At 40.6% G+C, this 25519-nt stretch carries 25 protein-coding genes and 2 pseudogenes; 14 read left to right on the top strand and 13 right to left on the bottom strand.

All coding sequences use genetic code 11. The features are described from left to right. Positions 1 to 274: 274 nt before the first annotated feature. Both IEW93_RS15265 and IEW93_RS15260 read left to right on the top strand, forming a co-directional pair. A complete protein-coding gene (locus tag IEW93_RS15265) occupies positions 275 to 1249 on the top strand; it encodes a DUF1852 domain-containing protein (RefSeq protein WP_188740159.1) in 975 nt (324 codons plus the stop codon). Between the two features lie 61 nt (positions 1250 to 1310). Beyond that, entirely contained in the window at positions 1311 to 2363 is a 1053-nt protein-coding gene (locus IEW93_RS15260) for a methionine synthase (protein ID WP_188740197.1), read from the top strand. 77 nt (positions 2364 to 2440) lie between these two features. Here IEW93_RS15260 and IEW93_RS15255 read toward each other — a convergent pair whose 3' ends face one another. Genes IEW93_RS15255 through IEW93_RS15245 form a run of 3 tightly spaced genes read right to left on the bottom strand, consistent with a single transcriptional unit; the run spans position 2441 to position 4797 of the window. Continuing rightward, the gene (locus IEW93_RS15255) at positions 2441 to 2980 is read right to left on the bottom strand and encodes a response regulator transcription factor (protein WP_188740158.1); all 540 of its coding nucleotides are present in this window, start codon (positions 2978 to 2980) and stop codon (positions 2441 to 2443) included. A gap of 19 nt (positions 2981 to 2999) precedes the next feature. Next, complete coding sequence (locus tag IEW93_RS15250; RefSeq protein WP_188740157.1) at positions 3000 to 4334, bottom strand: sensor histidine kinase; 1335 nt, start codon at positions 4332 to 4334, stop codon at positions 3000 to 3002. 19 nt (positions 4335 to 4353) lie between these two features. Continuing rightward, the gene (locus tag IEW93_RS15245; RefSeq protein WP_188740156.1) at positions 4354 to 4797 is read right to left on the bottom strand and encodes an Lrp/AsnC family transcriptional regulator; all 444 of its coding nucleotides are present in this window, start codon (positions 4795 to 4797) and stop codon (positions 4354 to 4356) included. 172 nt (positions 4798 to 4969) lie between these two features. Between IEW93_RS15245 and ocd the strand changes: the two genes are divergently transcribed. The 3 genes from ocd to IEW93_RS15230 all read left to right on the top strand — a co-directional run bounded on the left by ocd (position 4970) and on the right by IEW93_RS15230 (position 8452). Next, positions 4970 to 6046 (top strand): ornithine cyclodeaminase, encoded by a 1077-nt coding sequence (gene ocd, locus IEW93_RS15240; protein WP_188740155.1) that lies wholly within the window; start codon positions 4970 to 4972, stop codon positions 6044 to 6046. Beyond that, positions 6046 to 6969, top strand: a complete 924-nt coding sequence (gene ctlX, locus IEW93_RS15235; protein WP_188740154.1) for a citrulline utilization hydrolase CtlX — start codon at positions 6046 to 6048, stop codon at positions 6967 to 6969. Before ocd ends, ctlX begins: the two co-directional genes overlap by 1 nt. A gap of 76 nt (positions 6970 to 7045) precedes the next feature. Continuing rightward, positions 7046 to 8452: an alanine/glycine:cation symporter family protein gene (locus IEW93_RS15230; protein ID WP_188740153.1), complete on the top strand. Its 1407-nt coding sequence runs from the start codon at positions 7046 to 7048 to the stop codon at positions 8450 to 8452. 129 nt (positions 8453 to 8581) lie between these two features. On the opposite strand, the gene IEW93_RS15225 is transcribed toward IEW93_RS15230, so the two are convergent. Then, on the bottom strand, positions 8582 to 9664 hold the full coding sequence (locus tag IEW93_RS15225) for an L-dopachrome tautomerase-related protein (protein ID WP_229706704.1): 1083 nt from the start codon (positions 9662 to 9664) through the stop codon (positions 8582 to 8584). A 431-nt stretch (positions 9665 to 10095) separates the two neighbouring features. Between IEW93_RS15225 and IEW93_RS15220 the strand changes: the two genes are divergently transcribed. Then, positions 10096 to 10683, top strand: a complete 588-nt coding sequence (locus IEW93_RS15220) for a TetR/AcrR family transcriptional regulator (RefSeq protein WP_188740152.1) — start codon at positions 10096 to 10098, stop codon at positions 10681 to 10683. A 47-nt stretch (positions 10684 to 10730) separates the two neighbouring features. On the opposite strand, the gene IEW93_RS15215 is transcribed toward IEW93_RS15220, so the two are convergent. The 4 genes from IEW93_RS15215 to IEW93_RS15200 all read right to left on the bottom strand — a co-directional run bounded on the left by IEW93_RS15215 (position 10731) and on the right by IEW93_RS15200 (position 13246). Further along, a complete protein-coding gene (locus tag IEW93_RS15215; protein WP_188740151.1) occupies positions 10731 to 11501 on the bottom strand; it encodes a fumarylacetoacetate hydrolase family protein in 771 nt (256 codons plus the stop codon). A 117-nt stretch (positions 11502 to 11618) separates the two neighbouring features. After that, on the bottom strand, positions 11619 to 12089 hold the full coding sequence (locus tag IEW93_RS15210) for a Dps family protein (RefSeq protein ID WP_188740150.1): 471 nt from the start codon (positions 12087 to 12089) through the stop codon (positions 11619 to 11621). Between the two features lie 177 nt (positions 12090 to 12266). Next, positions 12267 to 12662 carry a hypothetical protein gene (locus tag IEW93_RS15205; protein ID WP_188740195.1) on the bottom strand — a complete coding sequence of 132 codons (396 nt, stop codon included), beginning with the start codon at positions 12660 to 12662 and terminating at the stop codon, positions 12267 to 12269. Positions 12663 to 12814: 152 nt separating this feature from the next. Further along, positions 12815 to 13246 (bottom strand): PACE efflux transporter, encoded by a 432-nt coding sequence (locus IEW93_RS15200; protein WP_188740149.1) that lies wholly within the window; start codon positions 13244 to 13246, stop codon positions 12815 to 12817. A gap of 85 nt (positions 13247 to 13331) precedes the next feature. Here IEW93_RS15200 and IEW93_RS15195 point away from each other — a divergent pair, with 85 nt between their 5' ends. Continuing rightward, entirely contained in the window at positions 13332 to 14213 is an 882-nt protein-coding gene (locus IEW93_RS15195; RefSeq protein ID WP_188740148.1) for a LysR family transcriptional regulator, read from the top strand. An 81-nt stretch (positions 14214 to 14294) separates the two neighbouring features. On the opposite strand, the gene IEW93_RS22310 is transcribed toward IEW93_RS15195, so the two are convergent. Continuing rightward, positions 14295 to 14624 (bottom strand): nuclear transport factor 2 family protein, encoded by a 330-nt coding sequence (locus IEW93_RS22310; protein ID WP_308419223.1) that lies wholly within the window; start codon positions 14622 to 14624, stop codon positions 14295 to 14297. Positions 14625 to 14792: 168 nt separating this feature from the next. Next, complete coding sequence (locus tag IEW93_RS22305) at positions 14793 to 15215, bottom strand: nuclear transport factor 2 family protein (RefSeq protein ID WP_308419222.1); 423 nt, start codon at positions 15213 to 15215, stop codon at positions 14793 to 14795. Between the two features lie 258 nt (positions 15216 to 15473). Between IEW93_RS22305 and IEW93_RS15185 the strand changes: the two genes are divergently transcribed. The 7 genes from IEW93_RS15185 (at position 15474) to IEW93_RS15160 (ending at position 23206) form a co-directional block, all read left to right on the top strand. Further along, a complete protein-coding gene (locus IEW93_RS15185) occupies positions 15474 to 17246 on the top strand; it encodes a hypothetical protein (RefSeq protein WP_229706703.1) in 1773 nt (590 codons plus the stop codon). Between the two features lie 24 nt (positions 17247 to 17270). Then, on the top strand, positions 17271 to 17813 hold the full coding sequence (locus IEW93_RS22035) for a hypothetical protein (protein ID WP_229706702.1): 543 nt from the start codon (positions 17271 to 17273) through the stop codon (positions 17811 to 17813). Continuing rightward, positions 17797 to 18108: a hypothetical protein gene (locus tag IEW93_RS15180; RefSeq protein ID WP_229706701.1), complete on the top strand. Its 312-nt coding sequence runs from the start codon at positions 17797 to 17799 to the stop codon at positions 18106 to 18108. Before IEW93_RS22035 ends, IEW93_RS15180 begins: the two co-directional genes overlap by 17 nt. Positions 18109 to 18190: 82 nt before the next feature. Then, complete coding sequence (locus IEW93_RS15175) at positions 18191 to 19294, top strand: ISAs1 family transposase (protein WP_188740147.1); 1104 nt, start codon at positions 18191 to 18193, stop codon at positions 19292 to 19294. 51 nt (positions 19295 to 19345) lie between these two features. Continuing rightward, positions 19346 to 21172 (top strand): hypothetical protein, encoded by a 1827-nt coding sequence (locus IEW93_RS15170; protein WP_229706700.1) that lies wholly within the window; start codon positions 19346 to 19348, stop codon positions 21170 to 21172. Then, positions 21172 to 21795: a hypothetical protein gene (locus IEW93_RS15165; RefSeq protein ID WP_188740146.1), complete on the top strand. Its 624-nt coding sequence runs from the start codon at positions 21172 to 21174 to the stop codon at positions 21793 to 21795. Before IEW93_RS15170 ends, IEW93_RS15165 begins: the two co-directional genes overlap by 1 nt. Next, positions 21785 to 23206: a tyrosine-type recombinase/integrase gene (locus tag IEW93_RS15160; RefSeq protein ID WP_188740145.1), complete on the top strand. Its 1422-nt coding sequence runs from the start codon at positions 21785 to 21787 to the stop codon at positions 23204 to 23206. The genes IEW93_RS15165 and IEW93_RS15160 overlap by 11 nt, the downstream gene beginning before the upstream one ends. A gap of 81 nt (positions 23207 to 23287) precedes the next feature. Here the strand turns inward: IEW93_RS15160 and IEW93_RS15155 are convergent. From IEW93_RS15155 to IEW93_RS15145, 3 genes and pseudogenes are all read right to left on the bottom strand, one after another. Next, positions 23288 to 23431 (bottom strand): annotated as a pseudogene (locus IEW93_RS15155) (IS481 family transposase); the annotation flags it as partial. A 28-nt stretch (positions 23432 to 23459) separates the two neighbouring features. Continuing rightward, positions 23460 to 23804: pseudogene (locus tag IEW93_RS15150) on the bottom strand (IS66 family transposase); the annotation flags it as partial. Between the two features lie 390 nt (positions 23805 to 24194). Then, complete coding sequence (locus tag IEW93_RS15145) at positions 24195 to 25172, bottom strand: transposase (RefSeq protein WP_188740194.1); 978 nt, start codon at positions 25170 to 25172, stop codon at positions 24195 to 24197. Between the last annotated feature and the right edge of the window lie 347 nt (positions 25173 to 25519).

Below are 25519 nucleotides of genomic sequence, written 5' to 3'. Positions count from 1 at the left end.
CAACCAATGCAAACTCAGGCGACTGCCTATACTAATCATGCTATTTACTAATGATGAATTTCACTCACGTTGCAGGTGAAATAAACCCGTTTTTGTTCATGTTCCAAACCACGTATAAATATCCCAAGGCTTACCAAAAATGCTTATTTAAACACGATATTAAGCTGCTGGTGATGACTAAAATACGACAATCCAGGCGCTGATATCGACTGATTTAGCCATCAGAGTTATACCGCTACAGGGTTTGGACTAAGACAAATGGGAACACAACATCATGAATACACATTTTACTTTTACCCTTGAAAGCATTTGTCTTGATGAACATTATCATCCATCAGACAAGAGCCGCGTCACCACCAATTTTGCCAACTTAGCCAGAGGCAGTTATCGTCAGGAAAATTTACGCAATGCGTTAAAAATGATTAACAATAGTTTTAATGCCTTAGCGCATTGGGATAACCCCAAAGGCGATCGCTATACTGTCGAACTTAAGATTATTTCGGTTAACATCAATATAGAAGGCGGCGGCCAAACCTTCCCATCGATTGAGATCTTGAAAACCAATATCCTTGATAGCAAAACCAATAAACGCATTGACGGCATTGTCGGCAATAATTTTTCATCTTATTTACGCGATTACGACTTTAGCGTATTACTGCCAGAATATAACAAAGGCAAGCTGACATTTACGGTACCAGCTGACTTTGGCGAGCTACACGGCAAACTGTTTAAATGCTTTATTAACTCAGACAGCTACAAACAGCACTTTACAAAGCCGCCGGTTATTTGTCTCAGTGTGTCCGACAACAAAACCTATTACCGCACAGAGAATCAACACCCTGTACTAGGGGTTGAATACCAGCCAAATGAATCGTCATTAACAGAGCAATATTTCCAAAAAATGGGCTTACAGGTACGTTACTTTATGCCGCCCAACAGCGTGGCGCCACTGGCTTTTTATTTTGTTGGAGATTTACTCAATGATTACACCCACCTTGAGCTGATCAGCACAATTAGCACAATGGGTACTTTTCAAAAAATCTACCGCCCTGAAATTTATAATGCCAATGCCGTAGCCGGTAAATGCTATCAACCCAATTTGAATAACCTGGACCACTCGCTCACAAAAATTGTCTATGACCGTGCAGAGCGCAGCCAACTGGCAACTCAGCAAGGCAAATTTGCTGCTGAGCACTTTATCAAACCATACCAAGCAGTGCTTGAGCAATGGTCTGCTAATTACGCATAAAAGCAACTGACTCAATAAATCACAATATTGAATATGACTCTCTAATTTATGGTTGTAAATGATGAAAACACTACTAAATAACACTCTACTCCCCACATCTACTGCGGGCAGTTTACCTAAACCCTTATGGCTAGCCGAGCCTGAAACGCTCTGGTCACCCTGGAAATTACAGGGGGATGAATTAATTGTAGGCAAGCAAGATGCGCTGCGCATATCACTGCATAATCAACTGCAAGCAGGGATTGATATCGTTAGCGATGGCGAGCAAACGCGGCAGCATTTTGTCACCACCTTTATTGAGCACCTCAACGGCGTTGATTTTAATAAACGTAAAACCGTTAAAATTCGTGACCGTTATGATGCCAGTGTTCCCACCGTTGTTGGCCCGGTCAGTCGGCAAAAGTCAGTCTTTGTTGAAGACGCCAAGTTTTTACGCCAACAAACTACGCAGCCAATAAAATGGGCACTGCCAGGCCCCATGACCATGATAGATACACTGTTTGATGATCATTACAAAAGCCGCGAAAAGCTCGCCTGGGAATTTGCCAAAATACTCAATCAAGAAGCCAAAGAACTAGAAGCGGCGGGAGTCGATATTATTCAATTTGACGAGCCAGCATTTAATGTGTTTTTTGATGAGGTTAATGATTGGGGTATTGCCTGCCTAGAAAGAGCCATTGAAGGGCTTACCTGCGAAACCGCAGTGCATATCTGTTATGGATATGGCATTAAAGCCAATACCGATTGGAAAAAAACCTTAGGCTCAGAGTGGCGTCAATACGAACAAGCCTTTCCTAAACTGCAACAGTCGAACATTGATATCATCTCACTCGAATGCCACAACTCTCATGTGCCATTGGAACTGCTTGAACTCATTCGCGGTAAAAAAGTCATGGTTGGCGCCATTGATGTAGCAAGCAACACCATAGAAACACCGCAGGAAGTGGCCGATACCCTACTAAAAGCCCTGCAATTTGTTGATGCCGACAAGCTCTACCCTTGCACCAACTGCGGCATGGCGCCGTTATCGCATCAGGTAGCAAATGCAAAACTCAACGCCTTAGATGCCGGTGCACAAATCGTGAGAAATAAGCTGTTAGCCAAATCGACTTAAGCACATTAATCACTCTTGCAATACCACTCTTTCAATACCACTCTTGCAATACGGTAAGGCAGACAGGTCTTTGAGCACTAGCGATTGTCTGCCGTTGGCTTTTTCAATAGCTTGCGCTGCAAAGTACGGCGGTGCATGCCCAGCTGGCGAGCGGTTTCTGATACATTGCCATTGTTATGAGCAAGCACTTGTTGAATGTGTTCCCACTCAACTCGCTTAGGGTTAAGTGGTAACTCTTCAATGTCACCATAGGTTGTTGTGGCAGCGGGCGTGATTAACAGTGCATTTAATAACGTTTGGGTGTCTACAGGTTTGGCAAGGTAGTTATCTGCGCCTAAACGTATCGCCTCTACAGCAGTGGCAATACTGGCAAAACCGGTGAGCAATACCATACGTACAGAGGGTAATAATTGCCTTAACGGTTTAATGAGTGATAAACCATTTTGCTCAGCCAGCTTCATGTCTAGCACAATATGGGTTGGCAAACATTGCCTTGCCATCAATAAACCATCACTGGCATTGTGGCCAATGTGACACTCAAAGCCATGTTTACTTAATCGACGAGCTAAAATGGTGGCTAATGCTACATCATCTTCAATAATCAATAATTTATTCATTATTTTTATCGCTTTATTTTTACTGCCCGCTAAGGGGTAAGGTCACAATGGCTTCTGTGCCACCTTGTGCAAGTTGTTTAAGGTGTAAAGTTCCGCCTAACCGCTCAAAGCTGGTATGGCTTAGTAACACCGCAATTCCCATGCCTTTAGGGCTATTAACCATGTGACTGCCAAGCGTGTGTAATAAATGCGCCGCAATGCCTGCGCCATAATCACGAATGGTAATAGTTAAGGCATGTGGCTGAGATAATTGCACACTGATATCGACGATTGCCCCTTGATGGTTGTCTTCACTTGCCTGTGCGCCATTTTGAATAAGCGCCAATAATGCCGGTAATAAACTCATGTCTGTTCTCAATATCGCCGTGTTGACCTGTGGTGAGATATCAATATTTAACCGGGTTTCAGGCATTAACAGCCCCACTTGTTCTGATAACTGCGCGATAAGATCGTTAACCGACTGTTGTTGCCATTTTTGCTCACGGATAGACTCTGTCGCTAAACGTAAATCGCTTAAGGTTACTTCGCAGCGGTTAAGTGCTTGTTGCATCTCGGTGAGTAATTCAGCTTGTTCTGCATCGTGTGTTATATCTGATATTTCATCAACCAATAACCGTAACGTAGCCAAAGGCGTGGCTAATTGATGCGCCATTTGTGCCGATACAGTGCCTAATGCGAGTAGTTTCTCTTGCCTTAATTGCGCTTCACGTAAATAGCCTAACTCAACATTTTTTTGCCTAATACGCTTGGCAATAAAACCAACCGTAATGGTTAACACCAAGGCTGAAATAACAAAGTTGAACCACATGCCTAAATAATGCGAGCCCATGTTCATGCTGTGATCCATACTGGCGACAGGCGTGTCCATTGCCATTTGGCTCATATTGTGGCCCGCGTGTAAATCAGCATTAGCAGGTGTTGCGGCGTCAGGCATATGATCGGCAATTGTGATAATCATCAGGCTGTAAAACACAGTCGATAACGCCGTTAACGACCAGGGTGCCCACCGAGGTAAAGTAATGGCTGAAATGGCTATCGGCAGCAGTAATAATGACACAAACGCATTGGTGGCACCGCCGGTGAAATACAACCAGTTAGCCCAAAATACTGTGTCGAGTAATAAGGTTAAAAACAATAAACCATGATTGTCGATACTCAGGCGATGAAACCGATAACTAAAGCCCACATAACAGGCTTCAATAATCAATACATAGCTTAAGGTGGTCGGCGGTGTAGTTAACCCAAATAAGTCAGCTGCAAACACAATCAAGCCTATTTTTAAGCCCCAATTAATTAGGCGTAGTAAGGCTAGTTGCTGCTGATTTGCGCTAAAGGGCAGATTAAGTTTGGCCATAGAACCATGTGCCTCAGTGTTATACCGTACTTAATAAAATACTGGTTTCGCTATTAAGCACGCCTTCAATTGAGCGCACTTCACGTAATACTTTATCAAATTCTTCAAGGCTAGTGGCACGAATGTCGGCCACTAAATCCCAGGCACCGTTTGTTGTGTGTAATTTTTCTAACTGCGGGATCCCCCTTAATTTATTAATGACTTGGGTTGTTGAGCGCCCCACCACTTCAATCAGCATGATGGCCCGCACCACATTTGACTCAATTTGCTCATGAGCCCGAATGGTAAAACCTAAAATAGCCCCGCTACTGACAAGACGATCTAGGCGATTTTGTATGGTCCCGCGGGACACATCCAGCAGCTGCGCCAATTTAGAAATGGATGCCCTGCCGTCTTTTCGCAAAATTGAAATCAATTGCTTATCGAGATCGTCGTACAAATAGGGATGAGCAGAAGAATACATGTGAACCACCTTAAACCGTCAATCAAACTTAGCAAAATGCTTAATACAACCTAGCATAATGATAAATAATAGTACATTTTTTACAAATAATTGCCATTTTGTTTAACTCTGCCAATGACTATCATCTTATTAAATGAATTACCCTGAGTTACAGTCAATAGGAATGAGCAATATGCACACAGTCAATAACACCAATTTAAACAATGTCGGCTTTGTTAGCGTTAGCGATATGCTTTCGCTATTACAACACATTGGCACAGAGGCCTTTTTACTGGGCCTAGTAGAATATCTGGAGCAAGATTATTTGCGCTGGGAACTGTTTGATAAATCACCCCGTTTTGCCAGCCATTCAACCGATGGTGTGATTGAATTAATGCCGACCAGTGACCAACAACAATTTAGCTTTAAATATGTTAATGGCCACCCTAAAAACACCCGCATTGGTTTACAAACGGTCACCGCCTTTGGTGTGCTAGCTGATGTACAGAGTGGTTATCCATTAATGCTGTCTGAAATGACCATACTCACCGCGCTTCGCACCGCTGCGACCTCAGCCATGATGGCCAAATACCTGGCGCCAAAAGAGGCGAAAACCATGGCGATGATTGGCTGTGGTGCCCAGTCTGAATTTCAAATTTTGGCCTTTAAAGTAATACTCGGCATTAACCAGGTGCGCATTTACGATATCGACCGCACTGCCATGCTAAAGTGCCAGCAAAATTTAGCCAACCAAGGGCTCGACATTATCTTATGTGACAGTGCACATGAGGTTGTAAAAGGCGCTGAAATCATTACTACCTGCACTGCAGATAAGCGTAATGCCACTATTTTAACCAGTGACATGGTGCAAGATGGCGTGCATATTAATGCGATTGGCGGCGACTGCCCGGGTAAAACAGAACTTGAAGCAGCACTGCTTTTACGCGCTGACGTATTTGTTGAATATGAGCCACAAACCCGTATCGAGGGTGACATTCAGCAACTTGACTCATCATTTGTGGTGACCGAAATGTATAAGGTTATCCGTGGCGATCGTAAAGGCCGTAGCTTTGCTGCGCAATTAACCATTTTTGATGGGGTGGGTTTTGCGATTGAAGATTTTTCTGCTCTACGTTATGTACATGATTTAATTAAACAACAATCGAGCCACCAGCAACTTGAACTACTCACAAACCAAGCAAATCCTCGTGATTTATTTGGTTTATTAACGCCAGCAACACAAGCGACTCGCTTAGTAGTAGGTGCATAATGGCCATTAATCCACAAGCTCCATCAGCCGTTGTGATGATCCGCCCTCACAACTTCAGTCCAAACCCTGAAACCCTGCCAGACAATAGCTACCAAAGCAGAGATGTCAGCCAAGACCAGGCTTTGCTTGCTACACAGGCTTATGAACAAGTTAGCCAGGCGCAACAACAGTTACAAGCTGCGGGCATTAACGTGCATGTGTTTGAAGACACAGGCACCGACACCCCTGATTCAGTGTTTCCTAACAATTGGTTTTCGACCCACTTAGGGGGCCATGTGGCTATTTACCCTATGTATGCCAAAAACCGTCGTAAAGAGCGTCGCACTGATATTATTGATATGCTAAAAGCCCAATACCGTGTGCAAGATGTTATTGACTATTCAGGCCTAGAATACGACAACATTTACCTTGAAGGCACGGGTGCCATGGTACTCGACCATATTGAACGTGTGGCCTATGCGGTGAGATCAAAACGCACAGACTCATTAGCGCTAGAGCGTTTTTGCACACAGTTTAATTTTGAACCTATGGTATTTGACGCTGAAGATGAAGCCGGTGTGCCGATTTATCACACCAATGTCTTAATGTGTATTGGCAGTGATTTTGTCATGGCAGGCTTTAACATGATTAAAGATGTGGCTCGACGCCAACAAATAATAAGCCGATTTGAAGACAGTGGCAGAACCATTATCGACCTAACCGACAAGCAAATTCGCCATTTTTGTGGCAATGCCCTTGAGTTGCAATCGAAAACTGGCCGCTATTTAGCATTATCACAATGTGCCTATCAAGCATTGACACATGAGCAGATTGCGTTATTAAATCAAAGTGTGACTCTGTTACCATTAAATGTATCAGCTATCGAAATGGCTGGTGGTTCTGTTCGGTGTATGCTAGCAGGGATCCATTTATCGAAAAGATAACCCGCATTTACCCATAACAAAGCCTGACAAAGATCTCCTAAAACAATAAAAAAAGACTTATAAAGGAAGTTACTCAATGATTAAAGATTTTGTCTCGTTCGCCAACAATGTGTTATGGGGCGAATACCAGGTATTGATTTATATTTTGGTATTCGCCGGTGTGTGGTTTTCACTGAGATTACGATTTATTCAGCTGCGTCACTTTGCCTACATGTTCAAAGTCATGAAAGGCAGTACCCAGGGCGATAAATCAGGGATTAGCTCTTACCAGGCCTTGTGTACCGGGTTGTCAGCCCGTGTAGGTACGGGTAACTTAGCAGGCGTCGCCATGGCCATATCCCTTGGCGGCAGCGGCGCCGTGTTTTGGATGTGGGTAATAGCCCTGCTCGGTATGGCAACCGGGTTTGCCGAGAGTATTTTAGGTCAGCTGTATAAAGTACGCGATGATCATAAAGAATACCGCGGCGGCCCCGCTTACTATATTCGCGCGGGGTTAAATAAACCCTGGCTGGCTGTGCTGTTCGCCTTGTGTTTATTTTTAGGTTACGGCATTAGCTTTAGTGCCATGCAAGCTAACACCATCACCGACGCCCTCAATCACACCTTTGATATCTCTAGCGTTTACTCCGGAGCCGTTATTACAGCCATAGCAGGTATTATTGTGATGGGTGGCCTGCGCAGTATCGCCCGCTTTGCCGAATTAATTGTGCCCTTTATGGGCCTCGCCTTTATTTTGGCTGCGGTAGCAGTGACTTTAATCAATATTCAACACGTTCCTGCCGTATTAATGGACATATTTAACTCAGCCTTTGGGTTAACCGAAGCGGGCGCTGGTGCATTAGGCGCAGCAATCAAAAATGGTATTCAACGCGGTCTTTATTCTAACGAAGCCGGTGCAGGTAGTGTGCCTCACGCCGCGGCGGGCGCAACACCAGTACCTAACCATCCGGTAGCTCAAGGTTATGTGCAAATGCTTGGGGTGTTTATCGACACTATGGTGTTGTGTAGCTGTACTGCCATTGTGATTTTACTGGCGCAAGGTAATATCGGCAGCGAAATGGAAGGCATTCGTATCACACAAAATGCCATGACTCACCATATGGGTATGAGCGGTGATATGTTTGTCGCTATTATTATCACCCTATTTTCGTTTACCTCTGTGGTGGCCAATTATGCCTATGCCGAGAGTAACTTACACCTGTTTAAACTCGATAACATTTATGGCCGTACTGTGTATACCTTGCTGTATTTAAGCATGGTGTATTGGGGCGCCAATGCCACCTTAAAAGAAGTGTGGAACATGGCCGACATGGCTCTGGGCTTGATGACTGTGGTGAATATCAGTGCATTGATGCTGTTAACCCCCACCATTGTTAATTTAACCCGCGACTATCAAGTTAAGCTTAAAGCCACTAACAAACCTGAATTCAAACTGGCCGATGTGAAAATTCAAGGTAAAACCGAAGACGGTGTGTGGTCGTAAGCTAATAAGGCTGAGTTATCACCGCGTTCTTTTAACGTGAGTGAATAAAAAACAACCCGTAATGGCCATAACATTACGGGTTGTTTGTAGTTAAACACAACAAGCTCAATTAAGCTCGGATGACCACTCTTAATCTAGCTTGATGCGTAACAAGTGAAATGGTTTAGCGGCCCCTTCTTCACCTGCGTTAAGCGCTGGGTTTAAATGCAGTGAGTTTTGAGTCACGTACAAATATCCACCTTGAATAGAGAAACCATCAGCCCAAGACAATAATGTGTCATCTTGTGCAAATACCTTGTAACCATCTTGACCAATAATACCAATGGCATTACGTTCAACATCGCCCACATAAATGTTGTTGTTTTTATCAATGATCATGCCATCACTCGGGCGTTTTTCACTATAAAACTCAATCTTGTTGGCAAGTTCTTTATCGGTTAATTTGTCATTGGCTAACGCCGCTGCGGCAATACGATAAACAGCACTTCCATTCACGGTACCAAAATAGACCCACTGCTGTTGAGCATCGATTGTGATTGGGTTTAAATTAAGATAAAGCGCATCAACACTGCCATCTTCACGTTTTGCTGCTAACAGTGAATCGTCAATAATGACATCATGCTTTGGTGATATTAATGCCTTATTTGACTGTAAAACGCGGCGTGCTTTGCCGCTTGCTAAATCAACTACAACAAAGGCTGGGGCTGGCTCTCCGTATAAATTACCTAAACTAGTATCGGCAATATAAATTTGCTGGCGTTGAGTGTCGATAACGAAATCTTGTAAAAATGAGTTCGCGACCATGGCATTTTTACTGATTTCGATACGCTTAAAGAGTTTGTTGTTAACCGTGTCCCAGGCAACAATTTGCGCCGCAGCATCCGCACTGCCCATATCAAGGATCCACACAACACCGTCTGCAGTGCTATCAATACCAATCACAGATGATAAACCCACCTCACCTTTTGCTGGGCCATCGGCCCAATCCACAGTAGGAAACGGCACTGTTGAGCCATCTTTTAATAATTCAACAACACGAAACTCAGGGCCATCAAGCGGTTGCATTGAAAGAAATGTACGTCCCTGTTCAGTTACGGTTACATTACCAGGACGTGTTCCATCAAACTTTGCTACCACCTCGAACTCAGCGGCTTGTGTTGTACTACATATAAAGGCTGTTGCCACAGCAAATAATGTTGTCATCTTTTTCATAATAAACCTCGTGATAAACCTGAATGTAAGTAAAAAAATGTTTACGACTGTCAGAACAACTTAGTGCTGATGGAGGTATATTAACGACTAATTACTTAGAGAAAAACGCGCTAATGAGTGAATTATTATCAAATAAAAATTGATAATAATGGGTTAATCAACAATGGAACATGTCATTATTAGATTGGTTTAGCAGGCCAGACATCGCTCTGCACAAGCTTAAATGCGGCTTCATTGAGGTAATCGGTTTAAATTTTCTTCATCGCAGTACGTTATCAAAAGTGATGCAAAGGTGTGCTAAATACTAAAAACAGCAGAGTGCATGGCGGGACATTATTGAATATAACCATTCGTGATTAAAAATTAATGCAATAAACTGGCCTTACCTCAATGCAATATCGTAAAATGGTAAACTAACTAAAGAGGGGCTCATGGCTAATATTTCTAAATTTGATCGCGAAGACGTACTTGAAAAAGCAAGAAACCTATTTTGGCAAAAAGGGTTTTTGGCCACCTCTACGCGAGAAATTCAAACTACCATGGACATGCGACCAGGCAGTATATATGCCGCTTTTGGTAGCAAAGCCGATTTATTTAATCAAACATTGCTCCATTATGCTCAAACATCAACAAATGCGCTTAATGAGCAATTAGCTCAGCACGACAGCCCTTGGTCAGGATTAAAGCAATATTTGCGCGGTTTAATTGTGCCATGCAGTGCAGGTGTACCCAGTGAGTTATGCATGGTAATGCGCACACTTGCAGAGCTTGATGAGTCACATCAAGAAACGCTTGATATTGCTAAAGATTTACTCACTCAAGTTGAAAATCGTTTTGCTAGCATTATTGCACAAGCACAACAGCAAGGTGATTTATCTAAAGCGTTTGATAAACAGCAGTTAGCTAAAAAACTTCAGGTACACATTATTGGCTTACGTTCATACTTAAAAGCCACAGGCGATACCGACACGGTTAGCCAACAACTAGAAGAGTTTTTTACTCAATTAGAAACACAATAAAAAAAGCGCCTGGGGCGCTTTTTTTATCTTGACCGAAGCGGTTATGATTAAGCTAATGCATCTACAAAACTCACGGTAAATTGGCCAATGTCTTTATACTCAATCGTAACCTCTGCAGTCATCGGCACTTTTACCACCCCGCAATAAGAACCAGTAATAATCGCCTGCCCAGCACAGAGTGTAATCCCCTGCTCAGCCAAATAGTTAATCATCCAGTAAATGGGTAATTGCGGTAATTCACACGGATGTTTACCGTTAAATACCTGCTGTTGGTTATTTGCAGTTACCACAAGATCAACATGGCTTGCTTGATAAGCGACCGATTTAGGTATTTGCGGGCCAATATACACACCCTGGTTACTTAATCCGTCTGCCAATTTTTGTAAATAGCTTGGTTGGCTGTCACGGCTAAATCGGTTTTGAATTAACTCTAATGCCATATGAGTCGCGCTGATTGCTGCATCAATCTCATCATGGCTATAGTGGCGATACGGCTCTATATCTTGGCCTAGTATAAAGGCAATTTCTGGCTCTATTAATGCTAAAGACTGTTCATCTTTTATCGCCGGGATAATGCCACACAATTGCCCCCGCTCAGCGGCTTGCAGAATTGGCGCCACAATAAGTTGATCGTTTGCTTGCGGCACGAGGCATTTCCAACCAGTAACATGGCCATTTAACTCAGCCATTTTTTGTTGAACACGTATCGCTTGCTCAATGCTTTGTAAACTAACAGCAAAATCTGAGTTTGGATTGGGGTAATTTCGTTGCGCAAATAAATGTTGTGCCAGTTCAGTTAGGTGTGTGTTATAGGTCACGGCTGCATCATCATAAAAATAAAAATCATACATTAACGGGTTTGGTTGGCTTTTTCTAGCGGCAAATAAAAACCGCTGAAAGCCAGCGGTTTATAAAATTAGGTTGTTTAAGTGCGCTTACTTGCGGGTTGCGCGTAACATCCAGGCGGTTTTTTCGTGTATTCCCATACGGTCAGACACTAATGATGCTGTTGACTCATCATCAGCCTCTTGGGCTAACTTGAGCACTTCTCGCGAGGTTCTGACCACTTGCTCATGGCCTTTTATCAGTAACTCAACCATATCGATTGAAGACGGTACGCCTTCAACCTCTTTAATCGAACTCAAACGAGCAAATTCTTTATATGTTCCAGGCGCGGCAACATCAAGGGTACGAATACGCTCTGCGATATCATCAACTGCAGTGGCAAGCTCAGTGTAATGCTCTTCAAACATCAGGTGTAATTCGCGAAACTGAGGCCCGGTAACGTTCCAGTGAAAGTTATGGGTTTGCAAATAAAGGGTATACGAGTCGGCCAATAAACTTTTTAGACCTTCAGCGATTTTAAGACGGTCATCTTTTTTGATACCAATATCGATCTCTGTCATGTTAACTCCTTATTTTAATGAATTAATCTACCAGACAATATATCGCATCACATTTATCAAATTGTGATCTTTGTCGCCATTGCTAAATATTGTCTTTATCTACTTGTTGAGACTTGATGAGTTCAATAATAGATCACTTTTTAAATCATAAAAACTATTAGAGTTAATATTTTTAATCTATTTGTCAGTATTATTTATCATGAAAACTTGTGTCGATAATAACTCGACTTGTTTGAGTTCATCGGCAGTTAATGCACTATAATCTCTGGGATAGGGCCAGCCATAGCCCCATCTAAATTGCGTCGGTAAATACGGTGTCCCGCCAACCCTCACCCCGGCTAACATCAACAAGGCAATTTGTGGTTGGCCAACTTTAGCAACACAGACTCGCAAGGCTTTATCTGAGGCTAATCGCTCATCAAAAGTGCCGCCTTTCCAGTAATCAAAGTCGTGTTTTTGGCAGCACGTAAGCCACAGTTCACGTTGCTCAAAGGTACCATTAGGAAATGCACTACAACCGTCACTAGTAAATGGCGCTAACGTATCTGCTTGGACACAGCTAAGCAGCAACATGGCACACACAGCAACTAACAATTGATTAAAACGATAAAGCATTATGCTTGCCACCCTGCAACAATGAATACCGATTGATGATGCCATAGTAACCATGACAGTAATATAAAACGGCTAATTTTTTGGCAGTAATGACTTAACCAATAATCGGTTTATCTTACGCCAATGGTTTTGCCAAACCAGCGCTGATAGGGTTGATAAATATCGTAGGCCCAATTGAATACGGCAGTGTAAACAAAGAAAAACAATAACACGCCACCTTCAAGCATCATGGTATCGATGAGGTTTAAACTTAAATACCAGGATACCATTGGAAGAGTTACAACTAACAAGCCGCCTTCAAAACCCGTAGCATGAACGATACGCATTGCTAATGTACGATTAATTCGGTCGCTACCCAATAACTTGTCGAACCAAATGTTGTAGACGTAGTTCCACATCACAGCAAGAAGTGACAAACCAATACTGACCACCAACATATCTGTCGTGCTTTTCTCCATTAATATTGCGCTCACAGGGACAATAATAGCCGCAGCCAACACTTCAAAAGACACTGCGTGAAATATCCGTTCTTTTCTTTGCATGATGAACTCATTTATTGGTGACGTTTAGCTCATTATCATCCAATATAAGGATACATAATAGTTAGATAGTATCTGGAAAAGCGATATGTATAGCATTGATCAACTCGAAGCATTTGTAGAAACAGCCAAGACGGGTTCATTTTCATCTGCGGCGCGGTCGCTCAATAAAGCGCAATCAGTAGTAAGCCAACATGTCATCAACCTTGAAATAGATTGTAATGCTGCGTTATTTGACCGCAGCGGCCGTTATCCACAACTTACCCAGGCAGGACATACGTTGTTATCACACGCGCAAGTGTTGTTAGCGCAACATCAACGCTTACGTTCATGCGCCCAACATCTTGATAAACCGTTTATTTCAGAGCTCACCATCGGCTTAGATGAAGGTATACCCTTTCAAAAACTCTCCAGTATGGTTAATCAACTCGAAATCGATTTCCCCAATACCACGCTGGAATTTTTTACCGCATCGAGTATCGATATTGTCGACATGATTGACTCTAACAAAGCGGTGACAGGGATAATTTTTAGTGACTTGTCACTGCCTCCTTACATTGATTATGAATCCATTGGTTCGATTAAGTTTGATATTTATGTTGCGAGCGCTCACCCGCTAGCTCAACAACCAGTTAATAATCTGGCCAACCTTAAATTGCATAGGCAACTGCTCATGCGCTCGCGTAATAACAAATCGAGTGACTTTCAGCTCGCCTTGAGCCCAGAGGTTTGGTACGCAGACAACTATTATGTGTTACTTGAACTGACATTACAGGGCAATGGCTGGTGTTTACTGCCCAATCATATTGCCAATGAATATGTCAACAATGGTCAACTGGTAATATTGCCCAGCGAGTTTATCGATATGGGCTGGCATGCCAATGTTGATGTTATTCAGCATCATCGCTACAGCCTTGAGCCAATGTTTAAGCAATTTAGGCATTCGTTAAGGCAATTGCTGACGCCATAAAAAGTGTGCATATACGTAAAAAACACAGGCAGCTAAAAGCGGCCTGTGTTTTATAAAATGCAGTACACAACTCATTGGCGATTAAAAACCAAATTTACCGTTGCTGTTTTTCCAATCGGCTTTGGCTGGAATGGTTTCAATGGTGTCCCAATGTTCCACAATCATATTATTTTCAACACGGAACAAGTCATAAAACGCCACATGTTGTTGCATAAATGTGCCTTCGCTAATCGACAACACAAAGTTACCTTCGCCAAGCACTTTATGATTGGTTTTTACAACCATTAGCATGCCCATTTTAGCGAGCTCACCTAAGGCGTTGCCAAGGTTATTTAAGCCGTCGCCAATATTAGGGTTATGCTGAATATAATCAGTATCTTCACTACCAATAAATTGACCTATTTTGGCCATATCACCTTTGATCAAGATGGTGTTTACAAAATCGGCCACTAAGGTTTTATTTTGCTCTGTTTTGTCTAAGTCAGTGATCTTTGTTGCGCCATCAAACTGTGTATGACCACTTGGGTTTACCGCAGCGATGGTTTGTAGGTTATCCCAATGCTCAACTATTTTACCGTCTTAAAAGCGGAAAATATCAAAGCCAACTTTTGGGCCGAAAAAGTTATATTCGGTGTGCGTAACCACATAATTACCGTCTTGAAATGCACGTTTAACCTGCGCTTTTGCGCTGCCTTTAGGTAACTGCTGCATTACCGCACCAAAACCAGCTAATCCATCGGCAACCGCTAAGTTATGTTGAATGTATTTGTTAGGGTTGATATAGCCTATGGGTGCGGGGTCACCAGTTTCAATGCTGCTGACTAACTCAACCGCTTGTTGCTTATAGCTGACTTGACCTTGTGTTTTTTCGGTTGCCGCAGCGCTGTTGCCAGACACTAAGGCTCCACCCAATAACGCACTCGTAATAAGTGCACTGATAATAGATTTACGCGCTGCTGATGTGCTGTTAACTGCAATAATGTTGTGAGTAATGGTATTCATGATTAAGTCCTCTGGTTTCAATGAGGACAGTTTATAAGGTGCACCTATTTGTTAATAGAGTGTAAATAGGCATAAAAATGGTAAAAGTCGAACCCGTTAAGACAAATGGTGTTTCAAAAATTGGCTTGGGGTCAATTCGGTTTGCTTTTTAAAGTATTTAACAAAGTTACTGCCTTTGCTAAACATCCAATATTGTCATTCGCTTAATAAAACCTATAATATCATAAACTTAACACCAAAAAAGACAGTGGGAAAACTATGACAATTATCAAATACTCAAAATCATTAAAATATTACCCTTTTAAAGCAATTCAAACTGCAGCCGTAAATTGCTTATTAAACGCGGTAAATGTAAAAAACAGATATGTACAACCAATTATATTAATCAAGATATTTGAAGCATTTTGTGACGTTACAGATAATAAAGTTTCGTATCTCAGCTTACAACAACCAGATTTTGCAAAACTTACACATGGCTTTATCGGCTCTCTATTATCAGGTGAAATGATAGAGTTTAATGCTGATACCATCTTAAATTTTGTAGATGCTTTTTATCTGGGAGTAGGAACAATGAACCCATATATTGAACGAGATGAAAGATTCGCACTTGGAGGAAAGAAACGCAGGGGCTTCCTTAGAGAAAATAAAGATAAGTTTATCGTAAAGTGGGTGGCCATGAAAAGTCCAACGAACTTAAAGCGAGAAAATTATTGGTCAGGCTTCCCCGTTATAGGAAGAAAAGGAACTGTAACATACCTTGAGGCTCAAGGTATTTATAGAGAGTTCTCATCAGAATTTGCTAATACTATTCATAAGCGAATTGTAGAAAACACGTTAAAGCATGCTCTACCAAGAGTAACCGAATTTAACAAATTCTTTAAGTTCTTAGTTAATAATAAGAGTATTTATAGCGAATCAACATTCCAAGATCCTCGACAAATTGATGATCTTTTTAAACAATATTGTAAATATTATTTCCTTAAAGAGTTAATTGAAAAAAAACGAAACAAAATCAATGTGATCTCTGAGTGGAATTTATTTTCGAATTTTGTAACTGAAACCTTTATTGCCTCTGGTGTTTGGAAAAATCCTATATCAGGAAAGCTACCACATATTATAAACGAAGGAATTAATGCACGAGAAACAAATATTAAAAAAGATAAAAATGGGATAGAAATAAAACGAAAGCTTCTGACTGATGTGCCAATGCAAGTAACAGACGAAGAAGCATTAGAACTATTGTTTGGAAATATTTCTACTGATTTAAACTCAATAAAATCTTGGGCTATATCACAAGCCAATGACCTTTATAAGCGTCATTTACGCTGTAAAAAACTAGCACAAAAAGGGAGAGCGTTTACTAGTATCAATAAGGAGTTTGGTCATGTTGCACCGATAGATGATGAATTAATTTGCTACCTTGCAGCAATATTTGAAGAAAGAGGAGACACCAAAGGTTTTAATTTTAAATTTCAGCAACGGATTAACTCTACTGATGTAATGTATCAGCTTGGTCTTCCCCGAAATAGTTATGACCTAGATCCATATAAAGTATTACTAACAAGTGAACACCCTGAAATAACGCCTCAGTACCTTCGTGATTTAGAGCTTTATGACAAAAAAAATGATCTTGTGGGATTTGTTGAAATTGATGGTGTTTATTGGCTTACTGGTTATAAAGATAGAAAAACGCCGAAACACTCAGAACAACAAATTCAGCTGACAGAGCAAACAGCTCAACTAGTAAAAGAAGTTATTGCAATCACCGAACCTGTCCGACAATCATTAAAATCTGACAACAATGATCTTTGTCGTTATCTTTTTGTAAATTATAGCGGTGGAATGAAGAACAAGATTAAAGCTGTGAATATAACCTATAACAAAAGTCAAAGAGACCGAAACGTTGCAGCCTACAACAGGTTTCGTGACGAAATTAAAAAATTTACCAATAAACGTGAAGAGGATTTAGACCATTTTATTTGGCGCATTTCTTTAACATCTATCAGGGCTTCTGCAGCAGTACTTGTCTAGCTTGAGACAAATAGTATTCAAGAAATGTCGAAAGCACTTGGGCATACAAATGTAACTCGGGACCAATTGCGAGAGTATTTACCTGAACCAATTTTAGCATTTTTTCAATCACGTTGGGTTCGTCTTTTTCAAAAAGCGATTATTTGTGAGGCAATGAAAGATAGTGAATACCTTCTAGAAGCAACAAAATTTAAAAAAATGGAAGATTTACACCAATTCTTAACTAACCATGCACTCAAGAATATATCGAAATCAGTTATAGATGCTCACATCGATAGTGATCAAAAAAGAGAGAAAAAAGCTAAATCAGATGATAATTCACAAGTGTATTTCTCTGTAGATAAAGGCATTTTAGTTGCTCTTATGTCACTAGAAAGTGCGGTTAAATCTTCTCCAGACAATATAGCCATCAATGGTTATGCCAAATATTGGAGTAAAGTCTCTGAGTTCATAACTTCAGAAATTAACCGCGGTAATGACCGTAACTTAAAGTCTAAACTTTCAAAAGCCAAGGCCCACATCAATCCTAAATCAATGGAGAATTTAATTTATGCCACTACTAACTGAACTTGATTTTCTTGAAGAATTTATTAGCACCGATTATGAGAATCAATTTACGAAAGCTGATTGGTTAAAGTCTCCATTCGAGTCAAATTTATGGGTATACAACTTCGACTTTAAAAAGAATAAAGAACTGGATTGGAATATACATTTATACGATGGATCACAACTTACAGATGAAAATAATCACCAATTATTAATAAGCCTGAAGCATTGGTTAATCGCTTCTACAGATCGGAATGTTGGTTCCGCAGTAGCAGGGGCTGATCATACTCGATCATTTTTCACACGTTATCTTTAAAAACAAAGAGATAAAAAAAGACTTGATTGATCTCGCCAGTGTGATCAAATAACCCTCTTTTTTCTTTGGCTCCCGACTTACTATGCTTAAACATCTTGATAAAATTACTGATTGCCGTTCCCATATAAATCAAGAACATGATGTCATTGATATCTGCTTTCTTGTACTTAGTGCTGTTATCTCAGGAGCCCAAAGTTGGGCTGATTGCCATGAGTTCGGCACATTGAAATTGGAATGGTTACGCCAACATCGCCCATTCGCTAATGGTATTCCCAGCCAGCAAAGCATTGGTCGCATTTTCAGAGGCGTATCTAAACAATCTCTACTTGATGCACTGATGAGTTGGGTGAATGAGCACCGCATCAATACAAGGCAATCATCGATAGCTATCGACGGTAAAGTACTTAAAGGCGCCAAAGCATCCGCTTCAAGCTCAGCGTTACACATGGTAACGGCTTATGATACAGAGTCAGGGTTGGTGTTTAATGCAAAATCAGGCGCGAGCAAAAAGAGTGAACTCAAACTCGTTCAAGAGTTACTCACATGCCTTGATTTGAAATCGGAATTACTGACATTTGATGCCCTTCACTGCCAAACGCAAACACTTGATTATATAGTGAAAGAAGGTGGTGATTGCATTCTTCAAGTGAAAGGTAATCAGCCCAAACTCTACGAGTCTGTACAGGCACAATTTGCTGATTATATTGAAAAGTATCCTGATGCTGAATGTTATACGCAAGATGATAATGGCCATGGTCGAGTTGAAAAACGGATAACGTTTCAGTGTCCGTTAAATTTACCCGACGAAATGAAGATGAAATGGCCTCAACTAAAAACATTAATAGCAGTAGAACGTCATCGAAAAGTGGGTAACAAAACCAGTATAGACACGCACTTTTATGTGAGTAGTGCCGTGATGACTTCAAAGGCATTTGGATGCGCAATTCGGGCGCATTGGCAAACAGAAAACAATCAGCATTGGCTTTTAGACACGCTATTTCAAGAAGATAAGCAAAAAATGTATGATGAGGATGGTGCCAGTATTCTGGCTATTTTAAGGCGATGGGCACTCAACTTAGTGAAGCTTCATCCAGCTAAAACAAGCCAGAATCAGAAATTTAATCGAGCTTGCTGGAGTGACGATTTCAGAGAAGAGATTATTTTCGGTACTGGTCAAAAAGTGTAATCAGCCCCTGCCGCAGTAGCGGGTAATAAGTTAAGTGCAGCAAAGACCACCATGAATCGAGATTTCAGGTCTGTTCTACGTATTATTGATCACCTTTTATTGAACGGAAGTCAGTATAAGTTAAAGGAGTTTGGTCTTGGTGCAATCACTCTGGATGATCTAACAGCTTTATTGGATAAAGTTTATTCAAATAAAGACACTAATGAAAGCCTTTATGATTGGTCGTCTAGGATATCAAAATACTTACTTGAGTTGTTATCTAAGACTGATAATGAAGACATTATTCGATTCCTTGTACGCTATCCATCTACATTAGATGTTGATCCAGATCTATTAAGTGAATGTCCCCTTGGGCTATCCGAAGATAAGATTATCTCTATTCGAGCTGCCATATTTCTAAATCAGTTAGGATACCGTAAACATGGTTCCTCCAGAAAGAATAACTTTGGCGGAGTCTGGGGGATGAATACATCAAAAGTTGCTAAAGATATATACAAAAACACTCTTTATGTAAAAACAGTGGCAAAGATAGCCTTTCCATCGCTAGAAGTTAACTTTGAAAATGAAAGCATCATGGATAGGGAATGCGAGGGAGTTAAAGTCACGACAAAAGAAAGCGATCTCCTTTCTTGGGGTAATTTACAAGAATATTGTCGAGCTTTAAATAAAATACAAGCCTTAAATACCCTCGAGTTGCCCGCGCCCCCACAAGATGAACTAGATAAATTAAATTTATATGAACCAAAAGTTCGTACTCCAAAAGGTAGATTTAAAACCGTACCTTACGATCTGGTTTTTAGAGTAATTAGGGAAGCCATTGAGTTTCACCTGAAATATGGTGATTTATTAATTGATACTTGGAATGATGTAATCAAATATGCCACACAGAAAAAAATACCTTTAACTAGCATTACTAATGATGATTTTTTGGAAATACTACCAACTAAATTAAATGAGATTGGAGTATCCCGCTTAGGTTTAACCTGTATAAGCACCGGTGAAGGCCTAAATCCCAATAGAGGTGCAAACACAGCAAGTTACTTTAATAAATTACGAAGTAATCAGGGGTTATTAGATCTAGTTCATGTTTATTATGGTGCTGTAAAAATCATCGTTGGCGTATTAGTAGCAAGACGCGATGGAGAATTGCTAGATCTAAAAGCTGGGGAGTGCTTGGATAATACTGAACAATGGCTTATTTTTGAAAAGCGTAAAACGTCTAAAATGCTTTTCGGTGCACGTAATACAGAGGCTAGACCAATTGATCCTATCGCTGTTGATATGATGCAAAACCTCATAAAATTACAAGATAAACATATCGAACTTGGTCTGCTTGATGGCTATACAAAGCTATTTTCTCCGCCACAAATAAATGCTTCAGGTAAATTCAGTACAAACCGAAGATGCTCAGATTCTTATGTTGATTTATTTTGTGATTATATTCAGACAGATACTAACGAAAATGGTGAACGATACTATCTAAGACAACACCAACTTAGACGATTTTTTGCGTTACTATTTTTTCATTCTAGCCAAATTGGGGGCATTGAGACACTTCAATGGATGCTAGGACATACAGATCCTGAACATGTATGGAATTACATCACAGAGAGCGTACAAGGCTCAGTTCTCCGAGGTGCTAAAGCACAGTATGTTGCAGAGTCTCTCGTAAAAGGCGGGAAGGAATATAGTAATTTAGCTGATTTTGTTTATAAAAAATTTAATACCACGGAATTTTCCGTTATCGACGCAGAAGAGTTAGAGGAATACATAGATGAGCTACTTAAAGAAGGCAAAGCAAGTGTAGAACCAGAATTCTTTGAAGATGAAAATGAAAGAAGAATGCGTATTATAACAAAAATAACGGGAGCTAATTAATGAATAATAAGCCAACTAATATTTCAATAAGTTATGAAGCATCAACAGAAGCTATTTATGAATTATTAAACGAAGCAATTAAAAAACCGAGCCGATTCATTAATGATCTTAATTTCAAAAGAGCACTGGCAAGCCAAAATGGAATTGCTAAATTAGAAGGCGTATGGGAATGTCAAACATACTCCATCAATAAAGGGAAGATGACACTCAATACACTAAAAAAACATACCAAAAATCTATTTGGTGAGAGATTAGAGGATGGATGGGATATTATTAATGAGCTTAGAATAGATGCAAAAGTTGCAATTGAAAGCGAGCTAAATAAAAAAAATAAACCACTAAAAAGTACCAAAACTGGTCTACAAGCGATTATCAAAGTAAACGAAGACACATTAACAAAGCAAAAAGCCGTTAATTTCATATTACTACAAGCCCTATCAGGGGCCATGCACACAATAAAAACAGTTTCAGAAACAACGAACAAAGAACTAAGAGAAGAACGCGCTATAATAGGCTTAGAAAAGCTTAGGGCAATAGTTGCACTCAACCAACCTCCATATAATAAAATAAAAACTAGCGGAACCGTTGTTAGTATAGTAAGGGGTGAAGCAGATGAATTGTAAGAAAAAAAAACTTCACACTCCATTGAAGGATTTAGTTGTATTAAAATCCAGATCTCTGGGACGAACTACAACTAAAGATGCCTCAAACCTCCCCCATATAGTTTTTCCTGATAATACTCCATGCATGATTGCAAACCTTTACATGCTTGAAATGTTAGAACGCAAAGGTAAGGGAAATCGCCTTTTGTCTCGTCGAGGTAGAAATGGAGGAACAATAGGTGATTATGCGGGTAAAGTTGCTCAGTTGATACGTTTTTGTTATTTTAGAAATATTCCATTTCAACATTTAAGTGATGGCTTATTTAGTGAATTTATTTCCGATTTAAGGAAAGAAAGAGATCCTCGTAACCCCAAACATAAAAAGAAAAACGAAGAAAGTATAAGTAGTACAGGTCGAGTTTGCTTAGATTTTTTGGACTATATCGGTAAATTTTATGGAGAAGATAACTTTGTCGGTAAAGAAGGCGTAATTCGCGCTGAACAAAAAATTAATACTCATCCAAGCAAGAAAGTTCCAACAACCTACTGGGATCATCACTCTTTTATCTATGCAGGAAAAAAGGTGACGAGGAAGCCCGTATCACAAAAAAACATTGACAAAATCTATGATGCTATTTACGAAATGGACAGTTCTAATTTTGTTGCACAAAGAAGAGATATTCAAATAAATACTCTTATAAATACAGGTGCTCGTCGAGGTGAAATAGCTGACATCACAGTTCAAGATATACAAACTGCAGCTGCGATGGATGAACCAATGCTACGTTTACTTACGTTAAAAAATGATACAGGTGAAAGAGTTATTCCTGTCAGTCGAATGTTTATAAATGACTTGCTTAAATTTATCAGAATAAGTCGAGAAAAAATAATTAAAAAAACAATAGGAAAGAACAAAGATCACGGCTGGCTCTTTATCTCTGAAAAAGACGGTCAAAAGCTTAGTCCAGAAACATTAAGTACAGAAATGTATAACATTAGAACCTTTGCAAAAATCGCAGAGCAAGTATGTAACCACATGTTCAGACATGCTTTCTGCACTAACTTATTTGTATTACTAATTGAAAGACACAAATTTGAAAACGAAGATAAATTCAGGCAACAATTAATGGGGCAGGAAACCTTTAAAGCAGAAGTTATACAGTACACCGGACACAAACTTACAGAATCATTAGACACATATATAAAACAAGCATTTGCGAGAATGTCAGGGTATCAAAAAACGATTTCATCTGCCGAAATTATACGTGCTATTCAGAGGTTTGATGACAGAAATAATATATTAATCAAAAGACTTGAAAAAGAATTAATCTGCGTGACCGAATATAGAAAAGAATTGAACATTCTCAGAAAAGGTCGGGACGAAGACATAACTCTAGCGAAAAACAAAATGGAGGAAGATCAATTTACATGAAAATAGAGCGGCATTATCTATTAAGTTGTACTAGCTCAGACTTGATCTGACAGTTACCCATTTTAAATGGTGTCTGTCAGCTTAGATTTGAGCTAAGTTTTTTTCGGCCCAAATCTGTTTTCCATCGAGTAATGTTTCAAGCGGTGTTCTTCCGCAGCACATTTTACCTTGATGAGTTCGGTTATTGTTGTAGTAATTTATCCATTCGTCTAGATCTTTTTGCAACGTAAGCGGTAAATGAAGCAGTGAAGCGTTAATCGATATTGCTTAGATCAACATTCCACGGCATTAAATCGGTCAAATCGTCGGTAGGTAGACGCTTGGGCAACTCGGTAAACAAGTGCCTGAAGTAATAATATGGACTGATATCGTTCGCGCGACAGGTCATCACTAAACTGTATAAGTTCGCACTGGCATGCGCGCCGTTGACTGACGTTGAGAACATCCAGTTTTTGCGCCCCGTTGTAAACGGGCGAATATCTCGTTCGGTGACATTATTGTCGATGCTAATATCGCCATCATCAAGATAAGTTAATAATTTCGGCCATTGGTTTAGGGCGTAAGTAATGGCTTTACCTAGATATCCTTTGGGAAGTACCGAAGTCAAGAAGTTGATGTAATATACTCAATTTACAGCAAAATGATAATAATCAGAAAGTGCTCGGGTATCAATATATGCACCAATCTTATCTGCACCTAGTGGACTGGAAAGGGCAATCAACTTTATCCTCAAGCTCTCTTTTGGACAAAAGTTTGTTAGAACTGAGGCTCTAAAAGTAACTACTGGGATTAGAAAATGTATGGTAATCAAATAAAGTTTATACTGACCCAAAATGCAATAAAGCGGTTCAAATGGACGGTTCATGAGTAACGAAATAAGCAAATATCAGTGAAAAATAGAGATTTCAGGCAACAGTATCCCACCCCATGCAGTTTCAGCGGCCTAAGCAGTCATTGATGCACTTAGATGTTGAATTCGAGATTTAAGTCAGCCCGCTTTTAAGTGCTGGCAACAACTGGCGAAGTGTCGTCGGCGTTTTTCTAGATGCTCACAATAGTGGGTAAGTTCTTGAAGTGTGCCGACTGGGCCGTGAAATAGCTTACCGAACTCGGTGGTGAGTTTGAGCCAGTTATCTTGAGGGATATTCAATCTTGTGAGTAACTTAGCGCTATATGTGCTAATAGCGCCACGCTTATCGTTGCGAATAATGCGTCCCGTATCATCAACCAATCCAAGATAATCTTGCAGCGAAAATGCGATGCCCTTGGGTTGGTCTTTACGATCATTACCAATGAAAGGCAGTAGGCTCTGTGGTTGCTCACCTTTCAGCGCAGCCCTAATTCGTAGTTGAATACTGGTATGGTCTGATTGCTCTGGCGTGTCTGCCATATTTGCCCGAATGGGATTGAGGTCGACATAAGCCATGCAGGCTAATACTGCCGCCTCATCGAGCAGTGCTTGCGATTTAAAACGTCCCTCCCAGAAGCGGCCAGTGCAGTTATCTTCTTGATTTGCTTGCCTTGCTATCGGTTCGTTCAATGCCCGCATGAACCAAGAAATATCGCTTAATCGGCTGCGATATAAAGCAACTGTGTGACTAAGCTGCAACTGTTCATAATCTTCAAGCGTTTCACCATGAGCAAACTTTTGGCTTGTATCAGTACCCTTAAATAACTGATGCCAATGACTTATTACCTCGGCATCAGACCAACTGTTGGCTTGATATATGTCGATACTGAGCACAACATGCAGATGATTACTCATCACTGCATAGGCCGCAACATCAATAGCGAAAACCTCCGCAAATTTAAGCAGCTGAGCATCTACCCAAGCACGTCTGTGGTCGTAGTTTTTACCAGAAAACTTGTCATCGCCGCAGAGAAAAGCACGGCGAATAACGCGACTACAACAATGGTAACAGGGGGTGTCTTCTAGGCTAATTTGGCTTCTACGAGGGCGCGGCATCATAACCTCCTTGTTAATGTCTGTTCAGATTTTAAGCTTAGTTTAAAATCTGGAGACTCTCCAGTAACATGGATGGCACCTTATTCTTTTGCTCAGTCCAACCAGTGCTAGCCCGAATAGGCCAAGGATAAGGTAAACCTAATCCGCATAGGTGTTTTACAATTAAAGGCGCAATGGTACGGATTTCATTAGGGGCGCAGTGCTTACTGTTAAGCCCGTATATACCGGTGATCATTGAAGGTGCTTGATTTTATTTCAAATCAGGATCATGCTACACCTCATGAAAATATACCTCACCGATGACCAGAAGAAACAGCTCGAAACCCAGCATGCTCAAGCGCGCGATG

Source organism: Shewanella inventionis, assembly GCF_014641855.1.
Classification (GTDB): domain Bacteria; phylum Pseudomonadota; class Gammaproteobacteria; order Enterobacterales; family Shewanellaceae; genus Shewanella; species Shewanella inventionis.
This window is presented reverse-complemented; position numbering and strand designations above follow the sequence as displayed.